This is a genomic window from Cedecea sp. Ae19-4 (assembly GCF_059801165.1).
In genome coordinates, this window is the sequence record NZ_JBCHWG010000002.1 from 93062 (window position 1) to 113162 (window position 20101).

Annotated in this window: 17 protein-coding genes; 7 read left to right on the plus strand and 10 right to left on the minus strand. The window is 56.7% G+C overall.

Features of this window, described 5'->3' with window-relative positions:
• Positions 1-47 precede the first annotated feature (47 nt).
• Positions 48-326 (plus strand): hypothetical protein, encoded by a 279-nt coding sequence (locus AAIE02_RS13300; protein WP_154187416.1) that lies wholly within the window; start codon positions 48-50, stop codon positions 324-326.
• A gap of 58 nt (positions 327-384) precedes the next feature.
• Here the strand turns inward: AAIE02_RS13300 and fhuE are convergent, their stop codons facing one another.
• A complete protein-coding gene (gene fhuE / locus AAIE02_RS13305) occupies positions 385-2550 on the minus strand; it encodes a ferric-rhodotorulic acid/ferric-coprogen receptor FhuE (RefSeq protein ID WP_498532738.1) in 2166 nt (721 codons plus the stop codon).
• 361 nt (positions 2551-2911) lie between these two features.
• On the opposite strand from fhuE, the gene emrD reads away from it, so the two are divergent.
• Positions 2912-4096, plus strand: a complete 1185-nt coding sequence (gene emrD, locus AAIE02_RS13310) for a multidrug efflux MFS transporter EmrD (protein WP_166878713.1) — start codon at positions 2912-2914, stop codon at positions 4094-4096.
• On the opposite strand, the gene dsdC is transcribed toward emrD, so the two are convergent.
• Complete coding sequence (gene dsdC / locus AAIE02_RS13315) at positions 4097-5032, minus strand: DNA-binding transcriptional regulator DsdC (protein WP_498532739.1); 936 nt, start codon at positions 5030-5032, stop codon at positions 4097-4099.
• A 224-nt stretch (positions 5033-5256) separates the two neighbouring features.
• On the opposite strand from dsdC, the gene dsdX reads away from it, so the two are divergent.
• The 5 genes from dsdX to AAIE02_RS13340 all read left to right on the plus strand — a co-directional run bounded on the left by dsdX (position 5257) and on the right by AAIE02_RS13340 (position 11762).
• Complete coding sequence (dsdX, locus tag AAIE02_RS13320; protein WP_498532740.1) at positions 5257-6594, plus strand: D-serine transporter DsdX; 1338 nt, start codon at positions 5257-5259, stop codon at positions 6592-6594.
• Positions 6595-6611: 17 nt separating this feature from the next.
• Complete coding sequence (gene dsdA, locus AAIE02_RS13325) at positions 6612-7940, plus strand: D-serine ammonia-lyase (protein ID WP_498532741.1); 1329 nt, start codon at positions 6612-6614, stop codon at positions 7938-7940.
• A 319-nt stretch (positions 7941-8259) separates the two neighbouring features.
• On the plus strand, positions 8260-9654 hold the full coding sequence (locus tag AAIE02_RS13330; protein ID WP_336983195.1) for an MFS transporter: 1395 nt from the start codon (positions 8260-8262) through the stop codon (positions 9652-9654).
• A 91-nt stretch (positions 9655-9745) separates the two neighbouring features.
• Complete coding sequence (locus AAIE02_RS13335; RefSeq protein ID WP_498532742.1) at positions 9746-10777, plus strand: LacI family DNA-binding transcriptional regulator; 1032 nt, start codon at positions 9746-9748, stop codon at positions 10775-10777.
• Position 10778: 1 nt separating this feature from the next.
• Positions 10779-11762 carry a nucleoside hydrolase gene (locus AAIE02_RS13340; RefSeq protein WP_336983196.1) on the plus strand — a complete coding sequence of 328 codons (984 nt, stop codon included), beginning with the start codon at positions 10779-10781 and terminating at the stop codon, positions 11760-11762.
• A 187-nt stretch (positions 11763-11949) separates the two neighbouring features.
• Here the strand turns inward: AAIE02_RS13340 and AAIE02_RS13345 are convergent, their stop codons facing one another.
• The 8 genes from AAIE02_RS13345 to AAIE02_RS13380 form a co-directional block, all read right to left on the minus strand.
• Complete coding sequence (locus AAIE02_RS13345; protein ID WP_008460680.1) at positions 11950-12672, minus strand: amino acid ABC transporter ATP-binding protein; 723 nt, start codon at positions 12670-12672, stop codon at positions 11950-11952.
• Positions 12659-13423: an amino acid ABC transporter permease gene (locus tag AAIE02_RS13350; RefSeq protein ID WP_008460679.1), complete on the minus strand. Its 765-nt coding sequence runs from the start codon at positions 13421-13423 to the stop codon at positions 12659-12661. Before AAIE02_RS13350 ends, AAIE02_RS13345 begins: the two co-directional genes overlap by 14 nt.
• Before the next feature lie 39 nt (positions 13424-13462).
• Positions 13463-14227: a basic amino acid ABC transporter substrate-binding protein gene (locus AAIE02_RS13355; protein ID WP_085938922.1), complete on the minus strand. Its 765-nt coding sequence runs from the start codon at positions 14225-14227 to the stop codon at positions 13463-13465.
• A 113-nt stretch (positions 14228-14340) separates the two neighbouring features.
• Positions 14341-15309: a cellulase family glycosylhydrolase gene (locus AAIE02_RS13360; RefSeq protein WP_336983197.1), complete on the minus strand. Its 969-nt coding sequence runs from the start codon at positions 15307-15309 to the stop codon at positions 14341-14343.
• A 121-nt stretch (positions 15310-15430) separates the two neighbouring features.
• Positions 15431-16144, minus strand: a complete 714-nt coding sequence (locus AAIE02_RS13365) for an RES domain-containing protein (RefSeq protein WP_166994814.1) — start codon at positions 16142-16144, stop codon at positions 15431-15433.
• On the minus strand, positions 16128-16937 hold the full coding sequence (locus tag AAIE02_RS13370) for a hypothetical protein (protein ID WP_336706608.1): 810 nt from the start codon (positions 16935-16937) through the stop codon (positions 16128-16130). The genes AAIE02_RS13365 and AAIE02_RS13370 overlap by 17 nt, the downstream gene beginning before the upstream one ends.
• 162 nt (positions 16938-17099) lie before the next feature.
• Positions 17100-18422, minus strand: coding sequence for a 6-phospho-alpha-glucosidase (locus AAIE02_RS13375; protein ID WP_498532743.1), 1323 nt, complete (start codon positions 18420-18422; stop codon positions 17100-17102).
• Complete coding sequence (locus tag AAIE02_RS13380) at positions 18419-20041, minus strand: alpha-glucoside-specific PTS transporter subunit IIBC (protein WP_498532744.1); 1623 nt, start codon at positions 20039-20041, stop codon at positions 18419-18421. Before AAIE02_RS13380 ends, AAIE02_RS13375 begins: the two co-directional genes overlap by 4 nt.
• Positions 20042-20101 lie beyond the last annotated feature (60 nt).

The following is a 20101-nucleotide window of genomic DNA, read 5'->3' on the forward strand; positions in this document are numbered from 1 at the left end:
TGCGCGATACTGCCTCACTTTCATTGCTTGCCGCTTCAGGAAGAAAAATGGCCTCTAAATATGCACTCGTTCTGCTGGCTCCGCTGCTGCTGGCCGCCTGTTCGTCATCGGACAATTCAGGGATGGATCGCCAGGACAGGCAACGCCTGGACGACAGCTTTATGCGCTCCCCGTGGCCAGATCCCTACTACAACAGCCGCTACCTGACGCCGGAACAGCGCCAGGACATTCGCGACCGCATCCGCGCCGACCAGCTGGAAGCCAGAGGCCGCAGGGATAACAGTACCGACAGCGGCGACGGCTTTGGCCAGCCGGTGCATTTCTAAACGGTTGGCGCCATTTCTCCCCACATAATCAGGGAGGCCAATGACCTCCCCGTCACGCTTAGAAGCTGTAGTTTGCCGTCAGCGAGAAGCTGCGCGGGGCGCCATAAACCACATAGTCGGAAAGCCAGGATTCATATTCTTTGTCGAACAGGTTATTGATGTTGCCCTGCACGGCGAAGTTTTTCGTTACCTGGTAACGGGTGAAGAGATCCACCAGCGCGTAGCTGCCCTGTTTGATGCGGGTGTTGCCGTTCGGACCGTAGGCATCCTGCCAGGTTTTACTCTGCCAGTTCACACCGCCGCCCACGGTCACTTCCGGCAGCATCGGCAGCTGGTAGCGGGTAAACAGCTTCAGCGTGGTGCGCGGCTGGTCCGGGTTTACCGCGTCGCCGTTATTGTCGTCTGCCACATAGCGGGAAGCCCCGAAGGTAAGCTGCCAGTTATCGGTCAGCGCACCGTTCAGCTCAAACTCCACGCCGCGGCTCACGGTGCCGTCCACGGATTTATACGCCGTTTCACCAGGGTTGCCGTTAACCGGCGTGCCGAGCGACTGGGCAACTTTGTCCTGTTCGATGCGGAACACCGCCAGCGAGGTGGTCAGGCGCGTGTTAAACCAGTCCGCTTTCACGCCCGCTTCGTAGCTCTTCCCGGTGGTTGGGTCGAGGTAATCGCCGTTGACGTCGCGCTTGTCGGTCGGCTGAAAGATGGAGGTGTAGCTGGTGTAGGCCGACCAGGTGTCATTGATGTCGTAAACCAGCCCCGCGTACGGCGTGACGTCGTGTTTTTTGCTGCTCAGGCTGGTTTGCGGCGCGGTGGACGGATTGTAGTCCGCGTCCCATTCGGTATAGCGGGCGCCCACAATCAGGTGCAGCGGGTCAGCCAGCGAGAAACGTGCGGCGGTGTAGGCGGCCTGCTGGCGCACTACATCTTTGCTGTAGAGCGAGAAGGCTGACCAGCTTGGGTCTGCGACGCTGCTGTAGAAGCTGTCCATCGCGATGCCGCCATATGGCAAGCCGGTGTTCGGCATGGCGTTATCGTAGTGGTTACGCTGGCGGCTGTAGCTGCCGCCGAACATCAGCTCGTGCTGGCGGCCAAACAGGTCAAAGCCGCCACGCACAAACGCATCCACCGAATCCTGTTTACGCTCGCCCCGGTTCCAGCCGCCGTAGGCGCTGGTGCCCGCGCCGGTGACTTTATCCGGGAAGCCGGTGACGTACATCAGCTTAGAGTCGAAGTTGGTTTCAGCGTGCAGCGTGTTAATTCGCGCTTCCCAGCCATTATCAAAGCGCTGGACCAGGTTGGCGAACACTTTGGTGGCGTCTTTATTGGAGTAAGCCCAGTCCGGCGCAGTGGTGGCGCTGCGGCTAAAGTGCGTCCGGCTGCCGTCGGCATACCAGGTGGGCAGGCCGCCCCAGGTCGGGCTGTCGTCATTGCTTTCCTGGTAGTCGTAGCCGACGGAAAGCGTGGTGGAATCGGTCAAATCGGCATCCACCACGCCGTAGATAAATTTCTTGCGGTAGTGGCTTTTGTCCAGCCAGGTGTCGTTGTCCTGGTAGCCGGTGACCACACGGCCCCGCACGTTGCCGGACTCGCTCAGCGGCGCGGAGAGATCGGCCACATAGCGCTGCTTGTCCCAGCTACCGTAGCTGGCGGACACGTTGCCTTTAAATTCGCGGCTGTCGGCGTGCTTGCGCACCATGTTGATGTACGCCGATGGATTGCCGCTGCCGCTCATCAGCCCCGCCGCGCCGCGCACTACTTCAATATTTTCAAACACGGCGGTATCCGATCCGGTATCACCGAAGTCCCAGACGTCGCTAACCTGCGTGGGCATGTCGTCGTAGGCATAGTTGCTGATAAAGAATCCGCGCGCAAAGTAGGTGGCACGGCTGCTGTCCACCAGCTTGGTGCTGATGCCGGTGGTGTTATCCAGCACCTCACCGATGGTTTGCAGGTTCTGATCCTGAATACGCTGCTGGCTGATGACGCTGACGGATTGCGGGATATCGCGCGGAACCAGCAGCAGCTTGGTGCCGGTGGTGGTGGTTTTGACGCTGTAATCCTGTTCCTGTCCCGCCAGCGGATTGTCCGCCTGAGTATTCACCGTGATGGTGTCTTCTGCCTGCGCAGAAGGCAGCAGCGCCAGCGCTATAGCCGCCGCCAGGAGTGATGGGCCGCCTGCCCGTAACGTGAACCGATCCCTGGAGAAGTTAACAAATGCCATGTTAAACCCTCATTTTTGCAGTGCTGCGGCGTTTTCCGTGGCCGGCACTTTTTTTGATTTTTATAAAGACGCGCACGATTAAATGCGGATGAGAAATATACGCATTTGTATTTAACCTGTAAACAAATGTAATTCTCTGAGGGTTAACGAAGATTGCACCGTTGCGGGGCAAAAATGGGCGTTTGGTGGCAATAAAAATTGCCGCTTTCGCTTTACAAACCGACACGGAATTCTGCTGTTAAAACAGCCTCATCATCTGGCTTATTGCATAGGTTGTGATAGATTCCTCTCGCTTTCAAAACATACACAGCAAAATACGCTGCGAAGCCTCTCTCTTTTTTCAGGTAAACGATCGGACGCCATGAGAAAGTTAGCCAATATCCACCTGCTGATGATGTTGATTCTGCTGGTTGCTGTCGGGCAGATGACACAGACGATTTATATTCCTTCTATTCCCGATATGGCTCATGAAATGGGCGTGCGCAGCGGCGCGATTCAGCGCGTGATGGCGGCCTATTTGTTTACCTACGGCGTGTCTCAGCTGTTTTATGGCCCGCTTTCCGATCGCATTGGCCGCCGCCCGGTGATCCTCGCCGGCATGGTGATTTTTATGCTGGCGACGCTCGGTGCGCTGTTTACTACGAATTTGCATATTCTGGTGCTGGCAAGCGCCCTGCAGGGCATGGGCACCGGGGTCGCGGGCGTGATGGCGAGAACCATGCCGCGCGATCTCTACGAAGGCGGTGATTTACGCCAGGCCAACAGCCTGCTGAACATGGGCATTCTGGTGAGTCCGCTGCTGGCACCGGTTATTGGCGGGATGCTGGACAGCGTCTGGGGCTGGCGGGCCTGCTACGGTTTCCTGCTGCTGCTGTGTGCCATTGTCGCGTTTTCTATGTGGCGCTGGCTGCCCGAAACCCGCCCGGCAGACGCCACGCCGCCTCGCCTGATGCGCAGCTACAAAATGCTGCTCGGCAATATCTCCTTCAACTGCTATCTGCTGATGCTGGTCGGTGGCCTGGCTGGCGTGGCGGTGTTTGAAGCCTGCTCCGGCGTGCTGATGGGCGGCGTACTTGGCCTGAACGGGGTGGTGGTCAGCATTCTGTTTATTCTGCCCATTCCGGCGGCGTTTTTTGGCTCCTGGTACGCGGGCCGCCAGAACGTGCGTTTCTCCAGCCTGATGTGGCAGGCGGTATTGAGCTGCCTGTTCGCCGGTATTCTGATGTGGATCCCTGGCTGGTTCGGCATCATGAATATCTGGACACTGCTGGTACCTGCGGCGCTGTTCTTCTTCGGCGCAGGCATGCTGTTCCCGCTGGCGACCAGCGGCGCGATGGAGCCGTTCCCGTTCCTGGCCGGTACCGCAGGGGCGCTGGTTGGCGGTCTGCAGAACATCGGCTCCGGCGTGATGGCCTGGTTCTCCGCGCTGATGCCGCAAACCGGGCAATACAGCATCGGCATGCTGATGACCGCGATGGGCGTGCTGATCCTGTGCTGCTGGCTGCCGCTGGCGCAGCGGTTCCAGCATCATGGCGAGACAGTTTAGTTATTTAGCCTCTTCGGCAAGGTTTTTCAGCCAGCTAATAAAAGCGTCAATCTTCGGCCATTGTCGGCCAGTTAGGGTCGAAATGTAGTAATACTGATGGCATTTTAACGTTTTATCCCCAAACGGGGCGATGAGCTCGCCCCGCTCCAGCCGCTTTTGCACCAGCCTTTTTCTCCCCATCGCTACGCCAACGTGGTTCATCGCGGCAATCACCGCCAGGTCAGAGCGATCGAAGCCTATGCCCGTCGAGGCCGGGAGTTCAATACCAAACTGCTGAGCCCAGCTGTACCACTCATCGGTGCCGGAATCATTGCTCCACGCCTGCCGGTCATGCAGCAAAGTACAGTGGCGCAGTTGAGCAGGCCTGGAATGGAGTTCAAAGCGGCGGGCATATTCCGGGCTGCAAACCGGCAGAATCGCCTCATCCATCAGAAAATGGTGGCTCAGTTGCGAGGAAGGCGCATCGTCAAAATAGAGCGCCAGATCGATACCCGCACGCTGTAAATTGAGGTTGTCGTTCCCGGTCAGAATAGTTAATGAGATAGCAGGGTAGCGCTGGGTGAAATCCCCCAGCGCGGGCACCAGCCAGCACTGGGCGATCGACGGCCTGGAGTACACGGTCAGCACCCCCGAGAGTTCCTGGTTTTTGATATCCAGAATCTCCTGGTTCAACGTGTCCAGAGACGATTTCAGCGCCCAGAACACCCGCTTGCCTTCGTGCGTCAGTTCCACTTTACGATGCGAGCGAACAAAAAGCTGGATCCCCAGCTCCTCTTCCAGCTGGTTTATCCGGTGGCTAACCGCGCTGGGGCTGAGTGACAGTTCATCCGCCGCCAGTGCAAAAGATTGATGGCGCGCCGCCACCTCAAAAGTGTACAGCTTCGACAGTTGCCAGCCGTTTAATAACCGATTTCGCCCCTCGCGTGACGTTTCCATCGTGACCTCTCTCTCAATTCCGGCGGCCAAGTTTAAAAAATCCGCGGCTAACCAGCAGCATTTAGTTGAAGAAAAGCGAACCTGAAACACATTTCATCGCCTGATTTCGACTCAAATCACCCTATTGATTCAATTTACCTCATGTGAAAGGCCAGTTTTATCGTTTGTCAGCCCGGATGGATTTTTATCCAATAGCCCGCAAATGATGCACAGGAGAAGGGCTAATGGGATCGCAAATCTGGGTGGTGGGTACGCTGCTTGCCAGCATAGTGTTAATCGTGTTGACCATCATAAAACTGAAGCTTCATCCTTTCCTCGCGCTGCTGCTGGCGAGCTTTTTCGTCGGCGTGATGATGGGCATGGGCCCGCTGGAGATGGTCAACGCAGTGGAAAGCGGCATCGGCGGCACACTCGGCTTTTTAGCCGCGGTCATCGGGTTGGGGACCATTCTGGGAAAAATGATGGAAGTCTCCGGCGCCGCCGAACGCATTGGCCTCGCGCTGCAGCGCTGCCGCTGGCTTTCCGCCGACGTGATTATGGTACTGGTCGGCCTGATTTGCGGCATTACGTTGTTCGTTGAGGTTGGCGTGGTGCTGCTCATCCCGCTGGCCTTTTCCATCGCCAAAAAGACCCACACTTCGCTGCTGAAACTGGCGATCCCGCTGTGTACCGCGCTGATGGCCGTTCACTGCGTGGTGCCCCCACATCCGGCGGCGCTGTTTGTGACCAATAAACTCGGCGCCGATGTAGGCACCGTGATTGTGTATGGCTTAGAGGTTGGCCTGCTGGCGTCTCTGGTGGGTGGCCCGCTCTTTCTGAAATGCCTGGGCAAGCGTCTGCCGTTTAAATCCGTTCCCGTCGAATTTTCATATCTGCAAACGCGCGATGCGGCTTCTCTGCCGTCCTTGAGCGCCACGCTGTTTACCGTGCTGCTACCCATTGGCCTGATGCTGGCGAAGACGCTCGCTGAGCTGAACATGATCCCGGGCAGCACGGCTTATACCGCGCTGGAGTTTATCGGCAACCCGATTACCGCCATGTTTATCGCCGTTTTCGTGGCCTATTATCTGCTGGGCCTGCGTCAGAACATGGGTATCGCTACGCTGCTGAGCCACACCGAAACTGGCTTTGGCTCCATCGCGAATATCCTGATGATCATCGGGGCAGGCGGCGCGTTTAACGCCATTCTCAAGGCCAGCGGCATGGCAGACAGCCTGGCGCTGAGCCTTTCCAGCCTGCATATGCATCCGATCCTGCTGGCCTGGCTGGTTGCCCTTATCCTTCACGCCGCCGTCGGGTCTGCGACCGTGGCGATGATGGGCGCCACGGCTATCGTTGCTCCGCTGCTGCCGCTCTATCCCAACGTCAGTCCGGAGATTGTGACGCTCGCCATCGGCTCCGGCGCTATCGGCTGCACCATTGTGACGGATTCGCTGTTCTGGCTGGTGAAGCAGTACTGCGGCGCGACGCTCCATGAAACCTTTAAGTACTACACCACGGCGACATTCATCGCTTCTTTAGTTGCACTGGCCGGCACATTCCTGCTTTCCTTTATCATCTGAGCGCCAGGAGGCTCGTTATGAAATCGACAGAATTACACGCGTTAACCGAAAAATTTCCGCTGCTCAGCGAGCTTACCGCCCTGAACGAAACGGCCTGGTTTAATCCGGGAGCCACCTCCCTTGCCGAAGGCTTACCGCATGTTGGCCTGACGGAGCAGGACGTCAAAGAAGCGCACGCCAGGCTCGCTCGTTTTGCGCCTTATCTGGCCAAAGCATTCCCGGAAACCGCCCCAACCGGTGGGATTATCGAGTCAGAGTTGGCCGCCATTCCGGTGATGCAAAAGCGCCTGGAAAAAGAAAATGGGCAGCGGCTCTTCGGTAAACTGTGGCTGAAAAAAGACAGCCATCTGCCTATTTCTGGCTCGATTAAGGCTCGCGGGGGCATTTATGAAGTCCTGACTCACGCGGAAAAACTGGCTACCGAGGCGGGCCTACTGAGTCCTGAAGATGACTACAGCAAGTTGCTTTCTCCTGAATTACGCGAGTTTTTCAGCCGCTATAGCATCGCCGTTGGCTCTACCGGCAACCTGGGTCTGTCGATTGGGATCATCAGCGCCAGAATTGGCTTCCGCGTCACGGTGCATATGTCCGCCGACGCCCGCGAATGGAAAAAAGCTAAACTGCGCAGCCACGGCGTGGAGGTGGTTGAATACGCCGAAGATTACGGGGTTGCCGTTGAGCAGGGGAGAAAAGCCGCCGAGGCTGACGCCAACTGCTTCTTTATCGATGATGAAAATTCCCGCACGCTGTTCCTTGGCTACGCCGTCGCCGGGCAACGGCTAAAAGATCAATTCTCGCAACAGGCTATTACCGTCGATGAGCAGCACCCTTTGTTTGTCTATCTGCCCTGCGGCGTCGGCGGCGGCCCCGGTGGCGTGGCGTTTGGGCTGAAACTGGCCTTTGGCGACCACGTTCATTGTATTTTTGCCGAGCCAACCCACTCCCCCTGCATGCTGTTAGGGGTTTATACCGGCCTGCATGATGCGCTTTCCGTGCAGGATATCGGGATAGATAACCTGACCGCCGCCGACGGTCTGGCTGTGGGGCGGGCTTCCGGCTTTGTCGGCAGAGCAATGCAAAGGCTGCTGGACGGCTTCTATACCGTGGACGATCAAACGCTGTACAACCTGCTAGGCTGGCTGGCTGAAGAGGAAAATATTCGCCTGGAGCCGTCGGCCCTGGCCGGTATGGCCGGGCCGCAGCGCGTGTGCGCGACGACGTCTTACCATGAGCTGCAGGGCTTCAGCGCCCGGCAGCTTAATAACGCGACGCATTTGGTCTGGGCCACCGGGGGCGGTATGGTTCCAGAGGCTGAGATGGCGCAGTATTTAGCGAAGGCTCGCTGATTAGCCCCTCACCCCAGCCCTCTCCCCAAAGGGGAGAGGGAGAAAACCCCGGCATATTTTGTTCCCGATCGGCCCCTCACCTAATAAGGGCCGGAAGAAACCCGCATCTTTGGCCTGAATGCTGTTCTGTCCCCTCTCCCTTCCAGGGAGAGGGTTAGGGTGAGGGTCACCTTCCCCGTCATATTTTTGTCATTTAGTTACCTTACTCTCACTTCCGGTTTAATTATTTGATCAATCTACGCGCGTAGATACACTGCGAGAAATGATTAAAAATGGCATCTTCGCCAACAGATAACGTTCGATCTCTGTGAGAACTCTAATGACGACAAGCACTTTCTCCCCTCCTCCGGCCTCGGCGCAACACGCGGCAGAAGAGCGTCTGGCCACGCCGGAAGGTAAACGTGATTTTATTCGCGCCACCTTCTCCTGCTGGCTCGGCACCACGATGGAATACGCGGACTTCGCGCTGTATGGCCTGGCGGCCGGGATCATCTTTGGCGATGTGTTCTTCCCGGATGCCACGCCCGTCATGGCGCTGCTCTCCAGCTTTGCCGCTTACTCCGTGGGCTTTGTTGCCCGGCCAATAGGCGCCCTGCTGTTTGGCTGGCTGGGCGACCGCTACGGCAGAAAAATGGTGATGGTCATTACCATTGCGCTGATGGGCTGCTCCACTACGCTTATTGGCCTGATCCCAAGCTACGCGCAAATTGGCGTCTGGGCGCCAACCTGCCTTGTGATTCTGCGTTTTGCCCAGGGGCTTGGCGCGGGTGCGGAGCTGTCCGGCGGTACCGTCATGCTGGGTGAATATGCACCAGTGAAACGCCGTGGCCTGGTGTCCTCCATTATCGGGCTGGGCTCCAACAGCGGCACGCTGCTGGCTTCTCTGACCTGGCTACTGGTGCTGCAGATGGATAAAGAGACGCTGCTTGCCTGGGGCTGGCGTATTCCGTTCCTGTGCAGCATGTTGATTGCCGCTGTTGCCCTGATTATTCGCCAGCATCTGCGTGAAACCCCGGTGTTTGAGCGCCAAAAAGCGCTGCTGGAAGCCGAGCGTAAACAGGTGCGGGAAAAGGGGCTGGCCGAGCAGCAGAAAGATCCTCGCAGCTTCTGGCAGCGGACCCGCGCCTTCTGGACCATGGTCGGGCTACGCATTGGTGAAAACGGCCCTTCTTATCTCGCCCAGGGTTTTATCATTGGCTACGTCGCCAAAGTGCTGGCAGTGGATAAATCCGTCCCCACGCTGGCGGTGCTGATCGCCTCGGTGCTAGGCTTCGCCATTATTCCTTTTGCCGGCTGGCTCTCCGACCGCTTTGGCCGCCGGATCGTTTATCGCTGGTTCTGCCTGCTGCTGATTATCTACGCTTTCCCGGCCTTTATGCTGCTGGACTCGCGCGAGCCGATGATCGTTATTCCAACCATCGTTGTCGGCATGGGGCTGGCTTCGCTGGGCATTTTCGGTGTGCAGGCCGCCTGGGGCGTGGAGCTTTTCGGCGTGACAAACCGCTATACCAAGATGGCGTTTGCCAAAGAGCTGGGGTCGATGCTTTCCGGCGGAACTGCACCGCTGATTGCCGCCGCACTGCTCTCCTGGACCGGGCACTGGTGGCCTATCGCGCTCTACTTTACAGTGATGGCGGGCATCGGGCTGGTGACCACCTTCTTTGCACCTGAGACCCGAGGTCGCGACCTTAATCTGCCGGAAGACGCTATTTGATTTGTCACAGAGTTGACGGCGATTTTTACGGAGCAAAGCTTTATGCTGTGGCTCCGTTTATCGCCCGCCAGCCAAATAAAGCAGGTATTCAGTGACTAAGCCTCAAGTACACCGCGTTACCCGCGCTGAAGTCGCCAAAGAAGCAGGGACTTCCGTCGCGGTCGTCAGCTACGTGATTAACAACGGCCCGCGTCCGGTCGCGCAGGCGACGCGTGAGCGCGTGCTCGCCGCCATCAAGAAAACCGGCTACCGCCCGAACGGCATTGCCAGGGCTTTGGCCAGCGGCACCACGCGCACCTACGGTTTAGTCGTGCCCAATATTGCCAACCCGTTTATCTCGTCCATGGCGCACGCGCTCCAGCAGGAGGCTTTTGCCGATGGCCGGGTGCTCTTGCTGGGGGATTCCGGTGACGATCGCGCCCGCGAGCTGGAGCTTATCAATAACCTGCTACATCGCCAGGTGGACGGGCTGATTTATACCAGCGTCGACAGGCATCCTTACATCGATCTTATCCAGGCCAGCGGTACGCCTTGCGTGATGCTGGACAGGGTTGAGCCGGAGCTGAACGTTTGCTCGATTCAGGTTAACGAGCAGCACGCCGCACGGCGCGCAACCCGCCATCTGATTGAGCACGGCTATCGCGATATCGCCATTATTTGCGGGCCACAGGAGATGCTAAACACTCAGGATCGCATCAGCGGCTGGCGGCTGGCGCTGGAAGAAGCGGGCCTTACCGTGCACCCTGAATGGATTTTTTCAACGGATTACACTCGCCAGGGCGGCTACAATGCCACAAAGCAAATGCTGGCTGGCGAATTGCCTCGGGCGCTGTTTGCCACCAATGAACAACAGGCCTTTGGCTGCCTGAGAGCACTGTCTGAACACGGGCTTTCCGCGCCGAAAGACCTCGCCCTGGTGTGCTTCAACGGCACCCTGGAATCGGCCTTCAACGTTCCCTCTTTGACGACGGTTCGCCAGCCCGTCACGAACATGGCAAAAAAAGCCATCGAAATGCTGAAAAAGTGGGACGGGCAGCCGCATAAACACGAATTTGATTTTGAGCTGGAGATTGGCGAGTCCTGCGGCTGTCACTCCCTCACCACAGCAGGAAGTTATAAGTAACATGAAGCGTTTAATTATCGATTGCGATCCGGGTAACGGCGTTGCCGGGGCTAACGTAGACGACGGTCTGGCCCTTGCCCTGGCGCTTGCGGCGCCGGAGATTTCTCTGGAGCTTATTACCACCGTGTCCGGCAATACGCCAAGCGAAGTGGGCTACGCCGTCGCCTCTGATTTAGTCGCTCGCCTGGGCATGGCCGTTGAGGTCGCCCGCGGCGCTTCGCGTGCGCTGATCGAGCCTTCAGCACCGTGGCGGGAACATCTGGATCACAAAGTCGATAAAGTGGGTCTGCGCCACCTGTGGAAGGACGTTACTGCCCCGCAAATGCTGGCCGAAGTTGCCCCGCTGGCGGTGCATAAGATGGGCGAACTTATCTGTACAAATCCTGGTGAAATCACGCTGATAGCTATCGGCCCGTTGACCAACGTGGCGCTGGCTTTGCAGCTTTACCCGCAGATGGCGAGCGCGGTAAAAGAGATTGTCATCATGGGCGGCGTGTTTAACGTTGACGGCTACCTGAAGGATACCAACTTCGGCGTTGACCCGGAGGCCGCACACGCCGTGCTGACCAGCGGCGCAAACATCGTTCTGGTGCCGATGGACGTCACCACCCAAACCATGATGACTCACCAGGATTTAGATGCGCTCGCCACCTGCGATAACCGCCTGAGCCGTTTTCTCGTGGACACCATTCGCCCGTGGATGGATTTTTCCATGCAAACTCGCCAACTGCCGGGCTGCTGGATCCACGATGTGCTGACCGTTGCCTGGCTGCTTGAGCCCGAGCTGGTGAGCTGGGCGGAGGATTATGTGGATGTGTCGCTGAGCGGGCTGAGCCGCGGCAGAACCCTGCGGTATGGCCCGGAACATTTGCGGCTGACGGTGAACGTTGACTCGCCGCAGGGCAAGCCGGTGAAGCTGCTGCAAACCGTGGATAACCAGAAGCTGCTGGCGCTTATCGACCGGCATATCCGCCAGTTTGCATAGGCAATAGAAAGGGCGCTTAAGCGACCTTTTTACTGCTAAAAAACGCTGGTGATAGAAGAAAACCAGACGACTCGTTAAAAAACAGGAAAATCAATTTGTTGATTTTCGGCTGATAACCACAAAGAGGAAAAAACCACGCTTTTTCCCTCTTTGTCAGCAACGTTAAAGGGCGCATAAGCGCCCTTTTTTACAGAACCTTGCTAAGGAAGGCCTGAGTTCGCGGGTTTTGCGGGGCGCTAAAGATCTGCGCCGGCACGCCCTGTTCCTGAATCACACCCTGGTCAATGAAGATCACCCGGTCCGCCACTTCGCGGGCAAAGCCCATTTCGTGGGTCACGATAATCATCGTCATCCCTTCCTGCGCCAACTGTTTCATCACCGCCAGCACTTCGCCGACAAGCTCAGGATCCAGCGCTGAAGTTGGCTCGTCGAACAGAATTATCGACGGCTCCATCGCCAACGCACGGGCAATCGCCACGCGCTGCTGCTGGCCACCGGAGAGGCTCGAAGGCCAGGCGTCGATTTTGTCCAGCAGGCCGACCTTTTGCAGCAGCTTTTCGGCGCGGTTTACCGCTTCCGCTTTGGACAGCCCTTTCAGCGACATGGGTGCCATGATCAGATTTTCCAGCACCGTCATGTGCGGGAACAGGTTAAAACGCTGGAACACCATGCCCACGCCTTCGCGCAGCGTGTTGAGATTAGTTTTTGGGTCGTGTACCGCAAAACCGTTGACTACGACTTCGCCGCCGTCCGGTTTTTCCAGCGCGTTCAGGCAACGCAGAAACGTACTTTTGCCGGAGCCGGAAGGGCCAATCACGCAAACCACTTCCTGAGGCGCGATATCGCAGGAGATACCGCGCAGCACGTGAGTTTTGCCAAACTGTTTCTGTAAATCCTTAACGTGAATCACTTTTGCCAAACCTCTTTTCCATATGTTGCACCAGCAGCGAAAGCAGGAATGTCAGCACCCAGTACACCACGGAGATGGTCAGGTACGGTTCCCAGTAAGTCGCGTAAGCGCCGGAAACGGTACGCGCCGCGTAGGCCAGGTCGGCGAGACCGATGGCGGATGCCAGCGACGAGTCTTTCACAATGGCAATCGCGTTGTTGCCCAGCGGCGGCAGGATGCGGCGGAACGCCTGCGGCAGAATAACCTTACGCATCGTTTTGCCCCAGCCCATACCCAGCGCGCGTGACGCTTCCATCTGCCCTTTGTCGATGGACTGAATACCGGCACGGAAAATCTCGGACACATAGGCCCCGGCGTTAAGGGTGATCGCCACCACGCAGGAGAGAAACGCGCCGTATTCGGAGCGAAGGTCGCGGGCAAAGTCCACGGACATCATCCCGCTGGTGATCATGATCCCGTCGCGCGGGTTTATAAACAGCGGCACCAGCGCAAAGTGAACCACCATGATCTGCACGAACAGAGGCGTGCCGCGAAACGCGCTGACGTAAACGCGCACTGGCCACTGCACGGCATAACGCAGCACGTGCTTCCACGGGCCGTCATCGGCGTGAGCCATACGCCCAAGCCCCAGCAGCAGCCCCCAGGTCGTGCCTAAAATCACGCAGATAATGGTGCACTTGATGGTCATCAGCGCGCCCTGCATAAACAACGGCGCGTATTCTGAGATTATCTCCCAGCGAAATCCGGTCATACCTGTCCTTTTTGGGGCCGGAACGGCCCCGATTGATAATTACTCTGCCGGGAGGGTTGGAACGTTGTTGTCGAACCAGGTGGCGTAAATTTTAGCGTAGGTGCCGTCGGCGATGATTTTCTTCAGGCCGGCGTCGATTTTGCCTTTCAGCTCGGTATTACCTTTGGCAACCGCGATGCCGAAGTACTGACGCTCAAACTTGCTGTCCGGCACCAGCTTCAGCGGTTTTTCCGGGTGGGATTTGATGTAGTACTTCACCACGCCCACGTCGCCCACGGCGGCGTCGATACCGTCTTCAGTCAGTTCCTGCAGCATCAGCGGCGTGTTGTCAAAGCGCTTGATGTCGGTACTGTTTTTACCCAGAACGTCGGACACTACAATGTCGCCGGTGCTGGAGTTAACCACGCCCACTTTTTTGCCTTTCAGCGAGGTAACAGAATCTACTTTAGAGTCGGTCGGCACCACGATGGATTGCTCTGCCGGGAAGTACGGCGTGGAGAAATCGACCATCGCTTTACGCTTGTCGGTGATGGTGATACCGGAAATGATGATGTCGCGATCGCCGGAGTTCAGCGTGGCGAAGATACCTTCCCACGGCGTGTTAACCAGCTTGATATCAAACCCTTCGGCTTTAGCGATGGCTTTGATGATGTCGATATCGAAACCTTCCAGCTGTTTCTGGCTGTTTTCGTATTCAAACGGGCGGTAGGTGCCGCCGGAACCCACAACGTAGGTCTGCGCCAGCGCCTGAGCAGAACTGAACAATGCCGCGAGCAAACACCCGCCAGCCACTACTGATTTCATCGCTTTAGTAAACATAGAAGCCCCTGGATATATGATGTTTTTATGCAGTTAATTTGCATAAAAATACATAATTACCCGAAGTGCAGCAACAGATAATTCACGCTGAGTGATAATTACTGACACTGAGGCTTCAGAATAGCGTCCAGCAATGGCGCCATATCAGGCCGCCAGGCGCCCTCTTCCCCATCGTAGAATTTTTCATCGCCGTTGACTGCATACGGAATCTGCGCTTTTTGTAATTCACAGGCGACAAACGTCGCCATCGCAACCTGCTGATCGACCGGTAATTTACTGCCAGGAGACCAGTTCCCGACCCAGGAAAGATGGCCGGTTTTCTGCTGCCAGTGCACGGCGGTTTCGATGCGGGCGTGGATAGCCGCTTTTTCAGCATCCGTCCCCGTCGTCCACTGGTTTTTTCCGTTCCATGTTTTGCCGTTCCAGTTTTTTGGGCCTCCCGGCATCAGGTGCCAGTCAGCCATGACCAGTCCGTGGCGGGATTCAGGAATTTTAAGCGTGGCCAGCGCTTCCGGGGAGGCGTGGTTGCGTGGCGCAACAAAGATATGGCGCTGAGGGCTGATTTTATGAATTGCCTTCACGGTTTTGTCGTAAATCTGGTTGAGCAACTGAGGGTTGGCGCTGAGTTTCTCCTCCGGCTGCCCGATAATATCGAACACCAGCGAGTCGTCATTTTTGGCAAAAAAGCGCGCCACGGTCGTCCACCACTCCACAATATCTTCCGCATTTTCAGCGGTCGGCTTCGCTTTCAGCTCCGCAGCCCGGTAGCTGATCACCGGCACGATATGGTACTGCTCGCAGGCATCCACGATGCGCCGTAAATGCACCAGTTTCTGATGGGTTATCGGCCCGGCAACGCGAATGCGGACGTGGCCAAAGCCTCGCTGCTGAAAGTCACGCACCGTCAGAGGGTCAAATTCGCGGATGCCTCGCTCTGTTAATGCCCAGTCAACGTTCATTCCCACCCCAAGCTGGCTGGTCCAGGTGGGCGGCAAAACATCCTGCTGCTGCGCAAACGAACTGGCACAGAAAGAGAGGGCAACCAGAATAAGAGTTGGCTTTAACATCGGCGGCACGTTACTTAGCGAAGGAAAACTAATATTTAGCATGCTTTTCCCATTTTCGGGGAGTGAGGATTGCAATAAAAAATTAATCGTGATGCCGAGTGTGAAGGATTGCCAAAGCGAACTACTCGTCGCTGAGCACAATGCCGAGCCTGTCCGCCATCTTCACAATCTCTTCAACCACTTCTGGCGTTGAAAATATCCCACAAGCTTCACGCTGCAACGCTAAATCCTCAGGACGAGTTCTGTCGCCATAAAAAAGGAAAGCACTGCTGTCATCATGCTGTCGGGATTTCCAGACCATGCCGTCAATGGCGGGATTTTGATCGTGAATCGCGCGCGCCCAGCGCTGCGTTTGCGGGTAAACCAGGCGATCGCTTAACAGAAAAAACTGCTTTGATAACCCCATCCGGTAGAGGTCTGCTGTTTTAAGCGTCACCAGCGTCATCTCTCGCCTGAGCACCAGTTGACTCATTCCCCAGTGCCGCCACGGCCTGATGGATAAAAAGCCCCGCCGCTCGCCGCCAATCAGGTCGTGAAAAAGCGTTTCGGCCAGCGCCCCTGTGATGCTGTCTGCCGCATACAGGCTTGGCACCAGCCGCCCCTGTATATCTTTAAAAGGGCTGAACCTGGCACCGTAATCGTTTCCGGTCAGTTCACGCCCTGGATTGAAACTGTTTCCAGGCCAGGTAAGGGCATGACAGCGATAAAGGACCTTTCCCGCCGGTAAAGTTTCTTTAAAAATCGGGATCGCGTCTCCCGGCTCAGGAAGTTCAGGGGCAAGCAACACTGGCTCGCCAAAAAGTCCTTTCGTTTTGGCCTCATCCTTCGGCGCCATCCTGTAGCCTCCTGACCTCGTATTCAGCGGCCTGTAGCACGTTAGCCGGATAAGCAGAGACCATTTCGGCAGGCGTTTTTCCCGCCAGCAGTCCGTTAGAGGTCGCAAACCATTCTGCCAGCCCCCAGGCCGTTTTATGCTGAGCGAAGGTTTCCAGAATGACTTTCATCACAGGCAGAGGACGGTAGTTTTCATCCAGACCATAGCGCGGATAGACGTTCCCGACGCCGCGTTTAATGACCGAGAAAATTTTTCCAGCCGCCTTCCAGCGCGTTGGCTGAGCCGAGACATTTTTTGTCGAGTAGCCGCCCAGCATGGCGATTTCATGGGTGGTCAGCCAGCCTTCGTCCGTTAACCTGTCTCGCGCCTGTGCAAGGCGGGCCTGGTTAATCACCTCGCACTGCTGGGCCGGAGGAAGAAAACTGCTTTGTGCCGCGTAACGCTTTGACGAATCTGCAGTGTAGTTGGCTGCGGGTTCATGGGCGACAAGCACGCTCTCACCGATAAGCTTCTCGCCATAGAGTTCCACCAGCTTTTCATAACCGTCATTAAGCTCCAGCGCCTGCTGCTGCGTTTGTAGCTCTTCGGTTGCCTCTAGCAGATGAGTGAGTTGGGTATGCAGCGCTTCCAGCCCGGAAACGCCACCGCGAAGCGCAAGCTGCAGGGTCAGCCCGGCTTCGCGCTTGCTGTTTGGCTCGCGAACGCCTCTTGCAAGCGTGAGCTTCACGCTCTCGCTGTCAAACAGCACCCGGTCTTTTTTCTTCTCAATACGTCCGGTTTGCCTTGATACCATTGCGCCCTCCAAAATAACCCAACTAACCAACCTAACCTTAATAACCCTAACAACTTTATCGCCGGGTACAAAAAATGTCCAGACTGGAGAAGGCAATCTGGGAAGCATCGCCATAAAAAAAGCGCGACGTCTCCGCCGCGCTTCGTAAAAGCCTGAGAAAACTTATTTCAATTCAGGCCAGTAGTCTTTGTTCGCTTCAATCAAATCATCAAGAATCGCTTTGGCAACGGAGGCGCTCGGCACGGTTTTCGACAGGGTGATCGCCTGCCACAGTTTCTGATAAGAGCGGTGCTCCCAGGCATCCACGACCAGTTTTTCAACGGCGACCTGCTGGCTCATCAATCCTTTCTGGAACTGAGGGATGTTCCCCACGACCAGCGGCTCCGGCCCGTCTTTGCCCACCAGACAAGGGATTTCCACCATGGCTTCCGGGTCGAAGTTATTGATTGCCCCGTTATTCGGCACAATCAGCAGCATCCGCTCCTGGGTGTTAAAGGCAATGGCCGTTGCAAGATCGACGATGTAAGAGGCATGTTCGTCAATTTCCAGCTCACCTGCAGAGGATTTCCCGGCGCTAATAATGGCGTTGCAGGAACCAAACACGTGCTTCTCGCGGTGATCCATTACCTCATTCGCCCTGGTGCGCTCCGGGTTGGAGTGCTGCACCACGTAATCCGGATACAAATAGTATTTCAGGTAGGTGTTCGGCAGCGTGTCCGGATCAAGCGCCCAGACATCTTTTGCTTTGGCAAACGTGTCGTTCCAGCTTGCTTCGGTGCCATGCTCATCTTTTGGCGGCACATAGCCATATTTAGCCACATGTTCGCGAATTTTCGGCATCAAGTCATTGCCGTCTTTATCTTCTACGTGGGTCCACCAGCCAAAGTGGTTCAGGCCGTAGTAACGCACCTTCATCTCTTTGCGATCCTTCAGGCCCACAATCTGCGCCATGCGGCTTTCGATGCCGATAGGCATATCGCAGATATTCAGGATTTTTGAGTCTGGACGCAGGCGGCGGGTCGCTTCCGCCACAATGGCTGCCGGATTGGAGTAGTTCAACATCCAGGCGTTCGGCGAATATTTTTCCATATAATCCACCAGCTCCAGCACGCCGCCGATGGAGCGCATGCCGTAGGCTATCCCGCCCGGGCCGCAGGTTTCCTGGCCGAGTACGCCGTGGCGAAGCGGGATTTTCTCGTCTTTTTCACGCATCGGATATTTGCCCACGCGAATGTGCGCCATCACAAAATCCACGTCACTGAACGCTTCCTGCGGGTCGGTGGTATAGCTGAAGTCGATATCCGGGGCCTGCTCTTTCAGGATGATTTTGCAGGCTTCGGCGATAGTTTCCTGGCGTGCGCCGTCGGTATCGTAGAACTTCAGCGTCCGCAGCGGGAAACGGGTCTGGTTAGCCAACAGCATCAGCACGATGCCAGGGGTAAAAGTACTGCCGCCACCTGCTACAACTACCGAGAATTTTTTCATGATACTGCCTCCGTCATGGATGGGTGTTCGTCTGAAGTTTGCTCTTTGATAAGGGTTTCAATCTGGTCGCGAATTTGCGGGACATGCAGCCCGACAATCACCTGAATGCCATTGCCGCTGCGCACCACGCCGTGGGCGCCAAGGGCTTTGAACACTTCGTCGGCTTCGGTCAGAGCCATGTCACCGAGCGTGATACGCAGACGAGTCGCGCAGTTATTCAGGCTGGCGATATTCGCCGCGCCGCCGAGCGCCTGCAGGAAGCCATGCGCCTGCCCGTGCTTTGCATCCTGACTGACTGCCGCACTGGTTTGCTGTCGTGCAGCCTGGTAGTCGGCCTTGCTGTAGAGTTTGATCTCGCTGTCTTCCCGGCCCGGCGTTTTCAGGTTGAAACGCAGAATCAGGGCGCGGAAAACCACGAAGTAGACGCCGGTAAAGGCGATGCCGATGCCTATCTGGGTAAAGACCATCGAGGCGTGGTTATGGAACATGGGGATCCAGTTTTGCGGCAGGAACTGATCCAGCAGGCCGCCGCCCATGTTGCCCACCACGCCCGCCATGTACATCACCGTTGCCATTGAGGCGGCCAGGAAAGCGTGAACAGCGAACAGCAGCGGAGAGATAAACAGGAAGGTAAATTCCAGCGGTTCAGTGATGCCGACCAGCATGGCTGTCAGCGTCGCGGGTATCAGCAGCCCGGCAACCTTCACGCGGTTCTGCGGCGAGGCGGTGTAGTAGAGCGCCAGCGCGATACCCACCGAACCGAACACCTTCGAGTTGCCGTGCAGGGCGAAGCCGCCTTCCGGGAACAGAGATTTCAGCGAGGCAGTGCTCTGGCTGAACGCCTGCAAATGCTGCGCCCAGTACACCTGAATGCCGCCTTCAACCGCCGCCGGGCCGAAGATGAACGGGCCATAGACGAAGTGGTGCAGCCCGGTAGGGATCAGAATACGTTCAAGGAAGGTGTATACCCAGACCCCCAGCGCCCCGGCACTGCGTAAAAACGCCTGCAGCGATTCGATGCCGAGCTGCACTTTTGGCCAGCCGAGCAGCGTCAGCCAGGCGCAGGGGATCATCACCAGGAAGGCCACAATCACCACAAAAGAGCTGCCCTGGAAAATACCGAGGAACACCGGCAGCGGCTTATCGAAATAACGGTTGTGAATCGCGGTGACGATGCCGGAGATAACAATCGCCCCGATGATGCTGGTGTCGAGCGTTTTAATCCCGGCCATCATCGTCAGGCCGCTGCCTGCCGTAGGGTCGAGGCTAAAGTCGACGCCGAAGTAGTGCCCCCACGTCATCCCCATCGCATTGATGAAGTAGTTCCAGGTTAAGAAGCTCACCAGCACCGCCAGGCAAGCTCGCCCCTGGGCCTGTTTTGCCAGGCCGATGGGCAAACCCACGGCAAAAATCAGCGGCATATTGCGGAACACCGTCCAGCCGCCTTCCTCGATGATATGAACAATTTGTGCAAACAGAGTGTCTGGTGCGGTGAGCGCTTCGCCAACAAACAGCGGGTTGCGCAGCATGATGGCAAGCCCGACCACGATCCCGGCGAAGGGGAACAGCAGAACCGGGGTAAACATTGCACCACCAAAACGTTGTATTTGACTGAGCATTTTTAAATCCTCATGTAACAACTTCGTAGAGTAAGAGGCGGCCTTATTTTTTTAGTTGGC